This window comes from Prosthecobacter sp. (assembly GCF_044373815.1).
Lineage (GTDB): Bacteria > Verrucomicrobiota > Verrucomicrobiia > Verrucomicrobiales > Verrucomicrobiaceae > Prosthecobacter.
Window position 1 is genome coordinate 1 of the sequence record NZ_JBIPNG010000227.1, and the last position, 10,186, is coordinate 10,186.

At 59.2% G+C, this 10,186-nt stretch carries 9 protein-coding genes; 2 read left to right on the forward strand and 7 right to left on the reverse strand.

The window, feature by feature from the left end:
- The coding region (locus tag ACIREA_RS17985; protein ID WP_397383706.1) for a UTRA domain-containing protein at window positions 1-255 on the forward strand (255 nt) is incomplete at its 5' end.
- 6 nt (window positions 256-261) lie between these two features.
- Here ACIREA_RS17985 and ACIREA_RS17990 read toward each other — a convergent pair.
- The 5 genes from ACIREA_RS17990 to ACIREA_RS18010 all read right to left on the reverse strand — a co-directional run bounded on the left by ACIREA_RS17990 (window position 262) and on the right by ACIREA_RS18010 (window position 6,973).
- Complete coding sequence (locus ACIREA_RS17990; RefSeq protein ID WP_397383707.1) at window positions 262-1,695, reverse strand: PhoPQ-activated protein PqaA family protein; 1,434 nt, start codon at window positions 1,693-1,695, stop codon at window positions 262-264.
- 122 nt (window positions 1,696-1,817) lie between these two features.
- Complete coding sequence (locus tag ACIREA_RS17995) at window positions 1,818-2,420, reverse strand: peroxiredoxin (RefSeq protein WP_397383708.1); 603 nt, start codon at window positions 2,418-2,420, stop codon at window positions 1,818-1,820.
- A gap of 176 nt (window positions 2,421-2,596) precedes the next feature.
- Window positions 2,597-3,865: a DUF1552 domain-containing protein gene (locus tag ACIREA_RS18000; protein ID WP_397383709.1), complete on the reverse strand. Its 1,269-nt coding sequence runs from the start codon at window positions 3,863-3,865 to the stop codon at window positions 2,597-2,599.
- A 16-nt stretch (window positions 3,866-3,881) separates the two neighbouring features.
- Window positions 3,882-6,221 (reverse strand): DUF1592 domain-containing protein, encoded by a 2,340-nt coding sequence (locus tag ACIREA_RS18005; protein WP_397383710.1) that lies wholly within the window; start codon window positions 6,219-6,221, stop codon window positions 3,882-3,884.
- Between the two features lie 8 nt (window positions 6,222-6,229).
- Window positions 6,230-6,973 carry a hypothetical protein gene (locus ACIREA_RS18010; protein WP_397383711.1) on the reverse strand — a complete coding sequence of 248 codons (744 nt, stop codon included), beginning with the start codon at window positions 6,971-6,973 and terminating at the stop codon, window positions 6,230-6,232.
- A 94-nt stretch (window positions 6,974-7,067) separates the two neighbouring features.
- Between ACIREA_RS18010 and ACIREA_RS18015 the strand changes: the two genes are divergently transcribed.
- Window positions 7,068-8,432 carry a Gfo/Idh/MocA family protein gene (locus ACIREA_RS18015; RefSeq protein ID WP_397383712.1) on the forward strand — a complete coding sequence of 455 codons (1,365 nt, stop codon included), beginning with the start codon at window positions 7,068-7,070 and terminating at the stop codon, window positions 8,430-8,432.
- Window positions 8,433-8,616: 184 nt separating this feature from the next.
- On the opposite strand, the gene ACIREA_RS18020 is transcribed toward ACIREA_RS18015, so the two are convergent.
- Together ACIREA_RS18020 and ACIREA_RS18025 are read right to left on the reverse strand one after the other, a co-directional pair.
- A complete protein-coding gene (locus ACIREA_RS18020) occupies window positions 8,617-9,492 on the reverse strand; it encodes a hypothetical protein (protein ID WP_397383713.1) in 876 nt (291 codons plus the stop codon).
- A gap of 44 nt (window positions 9,493-9,536) precedes the next feature.
- A partial coding sequence (locus ACIREA_RS18025) for a UTP--glucose-1-phosphate uridylyltransferase (RefSeq protein ID WP_397383714.1) occupies window positions 9,537-10,186 on the reverse strand: 650 nt, incomplete at its 5' end.

Sequence of the window (10,186 nt, forward strand, 5' to 3'; positions counted from 1 at the left end):
TGGACGACCAAGTGCCGGCTGACCATCTCCGGTGCGGACGAATCCATCCGCGCCGTGAACGCCTCACCCGCCCAGGCCTCGGCGCTCGGCATCCCGCCAAACACCGCATGCCTTCTGGTCGTCGCCACCGGCTTTTTAGCAGGAGGCTTTCCCCTCTGGTATGAAGAGACGCTTTACCGCAGCGATGCGTACGAATTCCGCAATCAACTCGGCGGTGTCTCAGGCCCCAAACCCGCGCAGGGCCGCATGCGCTGATGCACTTTACTCAAGGCGGATTTCTGGACTCGACACATTGAGCGTGGACCCGTTTTCCTCCTGCACGTGCACGGTGATGACATCCAGTGTCTTCACGTCACCAGCGATGGAGACCTCCCCGCTGTAAGTATCTGCACCGGTCTTTTCCAGCGGAGCTGAAGACCACGCATCGAATTCCATGGCGATGGAGTAATCGGGGTGACGGTTCACAGACCACCAGACGGTGTTTTCCTGCGGCTCGCTATGGTCGGGAAAAACAACCTTCACCGCGAGTCGATGCGCTGCCTTGTCCCACTTCGTGGTGACCTGCGGCGGCGCCACCATGTGACGTGTCCCGAAGAAGTGATGAAGCGCGAAGGCTCGGAGATTTTCATCCACTTCTGGCAGACCACCGACGGACTTCACAAAACCCGCCTCTTTCGCTCCGCCATGCTGTCCGCCGGGCACAATGTACACAGGCACTTGCGGGAAAAGGCGGCCCATCTCGACAAGACCGGGACTCACATTGTCATTGGATCCCTGGTTGTAGAAAATTTCGGTGCCACGCTGTTTCAGCACATCAAGGTAGTTCGTCGTGCGGCAGGCTTCCCAGGCGGCATTGCACGCGCTTTTCGCCTCAGCATCCGTCCACCCGGCATCACGCACCATTTTCACAGTAATGCGTTCGTCCGAGCGCGCCTTCTGACGCACCAGCAGCTTTTCACGGCCCACGGGGTCCGTCATCGCACCGATGAATTCCTCGTTCATCTTCGTAATCTCCGCAGACAGCATTCCTTCCACATAAGGTCCGCCCGGGCTTTCGATCACCGGAGCAACGACAGGCATGATGGCTGTGACTCGATCATCCGCGATCCCCGCCGCCGCCGTAGCCACCCCACGCTTCGAGCCCCCCGTGGCCAGCACCTTTTTCGGCTGAAACACCTCCTTTTCCGCGATGGCGGCCGTGAGCGCGCGCATGTCGCTGATGCCCCAGATCCACGCCGGGGTGTAGCGCGTGTCCTTCGTCTGGATAAAATGCTCCTCCATCATCAGGTGAAGTTTTCCCACGGGCTCCATCGCATCGATCGGCACCATGCCGATGAAAACCAGTCCGACGCCCTGCTCTTTCAGCAGGCGCAGTTTCGCACCAGACGCAGCCGCAGGCTTCAACTGCAATCCCGTGTTCTCAATTACCACATTGGTACAAACACCCGTCGCAGGCGCGAGGAACGTCACTGGCAGCCGCACCTTCATCCCGGGCCACCATTCGCACACCGTGATCTCGATAATCTTCTGACGAATCGCTGCGTCTTTGGGATTGGCATGCCAGTCTTCGATGACTTTCGTTTCCAGTGTCTTTGTATCGCGAATGGATGCCATGTCAAACTTCCCAATCGTGATGTCAGCACGGACGGAAACGATGGAAAACAAAAAAGCGGAAAGCAGCGCGGCGAATTTCATGCCTCACTCAACGCATCTCGGAGCGCACTTCTGCCATACTTGATATGCAAAGGAGCCCTGAAAATAAAAACAGCCTTGCGGACGAAATCCGCAAGGCTGTGTGAAGCATTTGGCTTGATCAATCAGGCCATCGCCGCAGCGACGTTGCCCACGAGGTCTTTGCCAGGCGTGAGCGTCTTGGAACCCGGAGTCCACTTGGCGGGGCAGGCTTCGCTTGGGTTGGCCAGGAGATGCACATTGGCTTCCATCTTGCGCACAAGTTCGCCTGCATCACGGCCCACATTGTAGAAGTTCACCTCAGAAGTGACCAGCTTGCCTTCAGGATTGATGATGAACGTGCCGCGCAGTGCCAGACCAGAGGCGCTGTCATACACGCCAAAGAGGCGGCTCACGGCGCCTGTGGTGTCCGCAGCGAGCGTGTACTTCACGTTCTTCATCAGGCCTTCGGTGTTGCGCCAGACCATGTGGGCAAACTTGGTGTCCGTGGAGACGGCGACCACATGCGCGCCCAGCGCGGCGAGTTTGTCCTGCTGATCCGCGAGATCGGCCAGCTCCGTGGGGCAGACGAAAGTGAAGTCAGCCGGGTAAAACACGAGGACGGTCCACTTGCCAGCTTTCTTGATGTCGGCGAGCGAGACCTTGCCGAAGTCACCTTGCGAAGGCTCGTAAGTTTCCATTTCGAAATCGGGAACGTTGGAGCCGACAGAGACGAGAGTTGTTTCCATGAGTATGCGAGTTTTAGGGGTAAGGGCGCTTCAAAAAACGCCCGGGAGCCCGACTGTTGACGCGCAATCGTTCGCCGGTCAAACGCTAAGGAAAAAGAAGGCAGCCGCAGCCCCGCCTGCGCCGGAGGATCTCAGTCGGCACCACCGCGAGAATCAGTTCGCGCATGCCTTCCCCTTCATGCTGCTTCCAGACCCGTCATTCCTGCGGTGCTCGTCGCAAAGCTTTCGTCCTGCAAACCAAGACGATGCAACGCGCTGAGATACAGATTCGGCAGCGGATAGTTGTCCTTCTGGTCAAACGCAAGGTGCTGTCCATGCTTGAAGCCACCGCCCGCAAACAGGACGGGCATGTTCTTATTATCATGCGCGGAGGCATTGCCCAGATTCGACGTCAGCAGCACCATCGTGTCATTCAGCAGCTTGTCTCCCTTGAGCTTGCGCAGAAACGCGCCCCACTGATTGATCACGCCCTGCTCCACGATGGCGAGCTGCGCCAGCTTCTCTTCATCCATGCCGTGATGGCTGAGGTTGTGATAGCTCTCATCCACGCCCTCGATGCCCTGCACGTTGTTCCCGGTGATGTGGAGCGTGACAAAGCGAGTGCTGTCCGTCGCCAGCGCCATGTGAACGATGTCGAGAAAAATGCCATCCACAGCCACTTCGTTGTCGCGGGGAATTTTGGCTGGCGGTTTCAGCGCCACTTTCGGCTTGGGCCTGTGCGTCCACGCTTCATTGGCGGCCAGGCGTTTTTCCAGATCGCGCACGCTTGTAAACCACGCGTCGAGTTTGTCGCGGTCCCCCGCCCCAAGCTCGCGCTGCAATGTCTTCGCTTCAGCGCCCACCACATCCATCACGCTGCGCCCGCTGCGGATCAATTCCGCCTGCCGCTCTTGCTCAGCGGGTGTGTCATTGACAAACAACCGCGTGAATAAGCGCATCGCGCTGTTCTCGGCAGGAATCATGGAGCCGTTCTCCGTGTAGGAGGGACTCGTCTGGCTGTTCGTGTTCAGTACCAGCGAGGGAAAGCGCGTCGCATGCCCCAACTGCTTCGCCATCAGCTGATCCAGCGAAATCGTGTTGCGCGAGGTGGCGCCGCGCGCATTCGGGCAGGCCGAATAAATGCTGCCCTCCGCCGTATGCCCGCCACTGACACCCGGATGCGATGAACCAGACACCACCGTGAAATCATTCCGCAGATCCTGGATGCTCTGCAAATAGCGCGATGGCTTGTAGTCACGCCCCGCACCTTCAGGAACCAAGTTCGGATTGTGCAGCCCCAGCGCCATGCTCACTCCGACAAACCGCTTCGCCTGCTTCGATTCCTTCACCGCCGCAAACGCCGGCGTCATCGCCTCCAGCAGTGGCAGCCCCAGCGTGATGCCCGCGCCGCGCAGCATCGCACGACGGGAGAGGCTGGCACCAAAATTGAAATGGACGTTTTTCATGGGCGGATGGGAACGGTTACTTGGTGAGGAAAATCTCGCTCAAAACAGCGGCACGAATCACAGAGCGCATTCCATGCCCTTTTTCAGCAGTCGTTGAAATGACTTTATCCAGCGCGGTTTCATCGCTGAAACGCAGCGCCGCGCCGGTGGAGTAGGTGAGAAAGTGCGTGGCAAACCCACGGGCGAGCTGATCCGGATTCTGGGCGTAAAGCCGCTGCCAGGAATGGATGTCTTTGAAAGTCCCGCCTTCAGGCGTCATGCCACTTGGGTCCACTTTAGCGCCCCGGCTGTTCTTGCCATACCCCGTGCGCCACACACCAACGGGATCATAATTCTCAAGCGCAAACCCCGGCGGGTCGATGGTCTGATGGCAGCTCGCGCAGCTTTCATTGTTGCGGTGCTTGTCCAGTTGATCGCGAATGGACGTGGCGCCACGAATGTCAGGCTCAATGGCTGGCACCCCGGGCGGTGGCGGCGGGATGCGATTGCCCAGAATTCGTTCATTGATGAACACACCCCGCACCACCGGCGAAGTGCTGGTGCCGTCCGCCGTCACTTTGAGAATCGCCCCCTGCGTGATAAGTCCGCCACGAATATCCTTGTCGGTCAGCACCACCTTTTGCAGGCCGTCCCCAGGCGTCAGCGGCACTTCCGCATGGTAATGCCGCGCCAGCCTGCCATTGAGAAAAGCGAAGTCAGATTCCACCAGATGGCTGATGCCCAGATCATGCTTGATCAATTCCGCGAAGTACGCCCGCGTCTCCTGCAGCATGGATTCCTGCACCACGGAATCAAAAGTCGGAAACTGCCGAGTGTCGGGCGTGGTGAAATCAATCTCCTTCAGCTTGAGCCACTGGTCTGTGAAACTCGTCACGAAGCGCTCGGCCTTCGGATGCGCCAGCAGGCGCTCCACCTGCTGCGCCAGCACCTCCGGATCATGCAGCTTCTTCTCGTTCGCGAGCTGGGTGAGCTTGTAGTCCGGCATAGAAACCCACAGCGCGTAGCTCAGCCGCGAAGCGATGGCGTGATCATCCAGCGGCCCCGGAGCTTCGATGAAGGTCAGGAAACGCGGCGAACACAGAATGGCACGATAGGCCATGCGCAGCGCCTCAGTCGGCTCATCGCCCTCCGCGAGTGCCTTGCGCGCGATCTCGCAATAAGCAGCGGTTTGTTCCTCCGTCACTGGTCGACGGAAGGCCCTTCGCGCAAAGCGTGTGATTAATTTATCCAGCGTGGCCGCATCCGCCGTTTTCACATCTTCCTCACCGAACAGATTCTTCATCAGCTTCACCCGATCCGAATTCGGGTAGATGCGCTCCATATCAATCCCCGTATGCGCGATGCCTGCATAACCTTCCTTCGCCAGATCACGTCCTTGAAACGAAACGTTACCTCCTTTCGCACCGGACTGCGGGTGCTTGTAGTTGGCGTCGTTGGGCCTGAGTTCCAGCCGATGCCCCTGCTGAATCCACGCCTCATAGACCATGTCTCGCGGCGTGCTTGTCGCCTCCACCAGACCGATCATGTAAAGCATCGGCGCATTCGATTCACACTCGCCAGAGCGCAGCGTCCCCCAGACCGCTCCATCACTGCCCGGATTGATCGCCTGCACTCCATGCAAGGTGATTCGATACCATCCTCCATCCGGCACATACGTCGGTGTGCGCCCAGAAAACTGCAACGTCATCGGCCAGGAAATGCTCCGGCCATCACGCAGGTCAGGTCCGCGATAGTTGCCGCCGCGATTCTTGGTCAGCATATCAGGCGTGTAGTGTTTCTGAAAAGTCTCATCCCCTTTCAGCGCCCGCTGAAAAGCATCGGTCAAAGCGAGATCCGCCACGTCAAGATACCGCGCCAGCAGGTGCTGCGAAAGCTGCTGTCCAGCCGCCACCGTTTCAAATCCATAAGACGCCCGGTCTTCCGGCAGCAGCACCTTCAGCGGCATGTCGATGCCCAGCAGGTCATGCATCGTGTTCTCATACTCCGTGCGCGTGAGCCTGCGGCTGCGCACCCGGCCATTCGCAGCGATGTCTGCCGTATCAGCCTTCACCAGCGCCGGCTTGAGGCTGGCGAGAAACTTGTCCGCGTCCGCCTTCTCCGGCTGCGGCTTCTTTTTCGGCGGCATCTCCCCATCGCGCACGCGCTCAAAGACTTTCTGCCATCCTAGAAAAGCATCGGCATTCGCCAGCTCAAACTTCAGCGCACCCAGATCCAGCCCGCCCTTCTTAACATCAGCATCATGGCACTCGGCGCAATGCTGGTCGAGAAATGCGGACGTCGGCTGCGGCAATTCGGCAGACACCCGCCCCACCAGGGTCAAGGCGAGGGCGGCAAGACTTACAAATAGGCACTTCATGAGAAACATCATTCCGCCTTCGCCTTGCCCTTGGCTTTCACGACCGGCACCGGCTCCAGCTTCGTCAAAGTATCACGTTTGGCCGCCCATGACACCTGTTCCTCGGCCTTGGTGCTCCACAGCGTCACGTTGTCGATTTCGACACTGCCGTTCTTGGGTCCCGCGATGCCGAGGCCGTTGCCACCGCTGTCGGTGGTCTTCGCGAAGACGGAGTTCTTTGCATACAGCGTCGGCCCATCGGCGAACTGCACCACCACCTCCTCACCCTTCATCTCCGCCAGCACGTGGTACCATTTTCCGGTTTCAAACTTGAACTCTTTGGACTCGGCCACCTTCACCGATTCATGATCTGCCAGCATCTCCACGCCGTTTTTGGAAAGATGCAGCCGGCAGATGTGATGCCCCAGCTCGATGAAAGGCGCGATGGCCGTTTCGCTGCCGCCGCTGAAGCGAACGGAGAACTGCACGATGCACTGTGGCGACGTGACGGGCACGGAGATACGCGGCTCATAGCCGAAATGGTCTTTGCGTTTGGCCTGATATGCCGGCGTCGATGGCCTGCCCCTCAGCACCCCTTCCTCGATGACCCACTGCGTGCCCTGCCGCGCCGCCCATTGCTTCTTGTTGACCGCACCCGGCTTGGAAAAATCATCCTGCAGCACGACTTGATCGGGCTGCGCGAGCAGTGGCTTGAGATCCGCCGCCGCAGCGCAGGAAAGAGTGAGAGCGAGGACTTGAAGAATGGTTTTCATGCTAAGAAGCGCATAGAACGAGGTCGGGCACGATAGCTTGCGCAAAATCCACGGATCGCGGCAAGGCAGCCCGTCTTTCTTCGTTCCCTCTGCCATGACCAGCCTCCCCCGCCGCCATTTCCTCAAAACCGCCGCTCTCAGCGCACTCGCCGGTCCCAACATCCTGCGTTCCGCTGATACCAAACAAAAAATCCGGGTCGCTTGCGTCGGCATCGGCCAGATGGGCGGGGGTGCCGTTCAGGCCTCACGCGACGAAGAGATCGTGGCCTTTTGCGATGTGGACTGGCGCGATCTCGGTGGCCGCAGCGCCTTTGAACAAGCCAAGAAATATCCGAACGTCCCCAAGTTCACCGATTTCCGCGAGATGCTGGACAAGAAGGGCAGCGAAATTGATGCCGTCCTCATCTCCACCCCGGACCACACCCATTTCGCCGCCGCGATGGCCGCCATGGAGGCCAAGAAGCATGTCTTTGTGCAGAAGCCGCTGGCGCACAACATCTGGCAGGTGCGCACCCTGCAAAAGGCCGCGAAAAAATACGGCGTGCAGACCGTCATGGGGAATCAAGGCCACTGCTGGGAAGGCATCCGCTTGGTGAAGGAATGGTTCGAAGCAGGCGTGCTCGGCGAAGTACGCGAAGTCCACTGCTGGACCGAGCGTCCTGTGAGCAAGGTCGGCTTTTTGCCGAAGTTCCCGACCCAGACACCTGCTGGCGAACCCGTGCCAAAAGAGGTGGACTGGAAGCTATGGCAGGGACCGGTGGCCGAGGCTGAATACAATTCGCAATACCTGCCTCAATTCTGGCGCGGCTGGTGGAACTACGGCTGTGGTGGCCTCGGCGACATCGGCTGCCATTGCCTCGATGCTCCCTTCTGGACACTGCAGCTCGGCATGCCTGAGAAAGTCGAAGTCGTCGAGCAGCAGCCCGGCGAATTCAAAGGCTACACCGCACCCAAATCACACATCATCTTCCACTTCGCCGCACGCGGCTCGTTGCCGCCAGTCCAGATCCATTGGTATGAAGGTGGCCTCCTGCCCGAGGCGCTGCCAGGCATGGCAAAAGGCCTGCCGGACAACGGCATGATCATGAAGGGCAGCAAAGAAACGCTCTTCTCCGAAGGCATGCGCGTGCAGAGCCCGCAGCTCTGGCCACGGGAACGCATGACGCCCATCATCGACATCCTCCGCCGCAAACCGCTCCCACGCTCCGTCGCCGGAGAGCCCATCGGAGAGCTCTTCGCCGCCATCCGTGGCACCATCCCACACGCAGGCTCCCACTTCGACTACGCCTGCCCGCTGACCGAACTCGTGAACACCGGCGTCATGGCCATCCGCTCCGGCAAAACCATCGAATGGGACGCCGCAAACATGAAGGTCAAAGGCGCGCCCGAATTCGATGCATGGATCAAGGAACCCGTCCGCGATGGCTGGAGCTATGGCGAAGATCTGTGGAAAGCGTAAACAAGAACATGCTCATGCATCGCCTTTTCTTCGTTCTCGCTCTAGCCTTCACGACACAAGCTCAGTAGATCCGCCACACGCCACTGACCCTCAAAGACGGCGGCACACCTGAGAAGCCCGCAGTCTTTGACGGCAAGGTGGAGCAATCAAACAACAAGTGGCGCAAGCCATAATGCCTGCACCATCACAGCCTCAGCTTCTTCACCAGCGTCGCTTCCTTCTCAGCATCACTTATCGGCTTCCAGTCCACCTTGCACTTCGGCAGCGCAGCCTTGATCGCCTCCACATCAGCGTCCGAAATGTCCACCGTCTCGATCTTCAGCTTCGCCAGCTTCGGCAGCGCCTGAAGCTGTGGGATGATCTTGGCGCTCAGCCGCGCTTCGGTGAGTTCCAGCGACTCCAGCGTCTTCATCTGTGCAATCACCGTCATCGTCGATTCATCAAAACTCACCGGCGAATCCTTGCCCCACTCCGGCAGCCTCTGGCCCATGCGCAGCGCAGTCAGATTCGTCAGCTTCACCAGATTCGCATTCCCCGCCTGCGTCTGCGCCGTGTGCCAGGTGCGAAATTCCTTGAGCTGCGTGAGCTGTCCAATGGCCTCCACCGCGACATCTCCCGCCGTCGATCCTGCAAAAGTGAGCCTCTCCAGCTTCGGCAATGCCTTGAGACTCACGAGCCCGCTGCCCGTAAACTCCTTCGAGCGAAAAGCCGGATGGAAGAACGCCAGCGACTTGAGCTTCTGAAATGCCGCGAAATGTTTGTATCCTGCATCCGTGAGCAGAATGCCATCCGTGCTGAGCTGCTCCAGTTCCACCAGTCCCGTCAGCAGCGCCAGCATGTCATCCGTGATCGTCTTCCCGCTGATCGTGAGATTTTTGATCGTCGTAAAACTGCCCAGCGTGCGGAAATCAGCCTCGGTAAAGGCATCACACTTCACCTGCACCTGCGTGACGACACCCGCCGTTTCAGTGACCTTCGCACCCAGTTTTTGGAGAGACGCAACATCAGCGGCCCGGAGGCAGCCACACAGGGCAGAGAGCAATACGACAAAGAGTTTCATGAGAAGCACGAAACGTCAGAGATCATGAGTTTCTGACGCTCCATTCACCCGATGCTGATCGGCCCTTCATGCACCCCCGCCTTCAGCTTCACCGCGGCCTGCGTGTGATTATGAATCACCGCATCCCCTTTGAAAACAACACCCGCGCCGCATTCCACCGGACCATGCACCAGCAGGCTGCGGCAATGCAGCAGGCTCGGCGTGTGCGGAAAGTTATGCTCCAGTCCGTCCACCAGCTTGCACAGCTTTTGATCCAGATGCAGGTGCGGCGGCTGACCATTGCGGCTGGGGTGCAGCCGCAGGCAGAAGTCCTCCGTGAGCTCATACGCATCCGAGCGCACCGCAAGCAGATCACTCGTGGTCTTCACCGGCGCAAACCGCACGCGTGAGACCTCAATCGCGCCCGCTCCGGCAAAGCACTCGATGGCAGCACCCATCGCCGTCTCCAGTTGCACGACCGCAGGCGAAGCCGCATCGCGTGGGTCCACCGTCTTCTTGTTCATGATCGGCGGCAGCGGGATCAGCCCGTCATTCGCCTGCAGCGCAGACTTCAGCGCCTGAAGATCAATCCACAGGTTGTTCGTGTTGAAATAACGATGCTGGTCAATGTTTTGAAAATGCCCCTCGTCGGCCTTTGGACACTGCGCCGACTCGCGCAGCAGGAAGCGCCCGTCGCTCAAGCGCACCGCCAGAT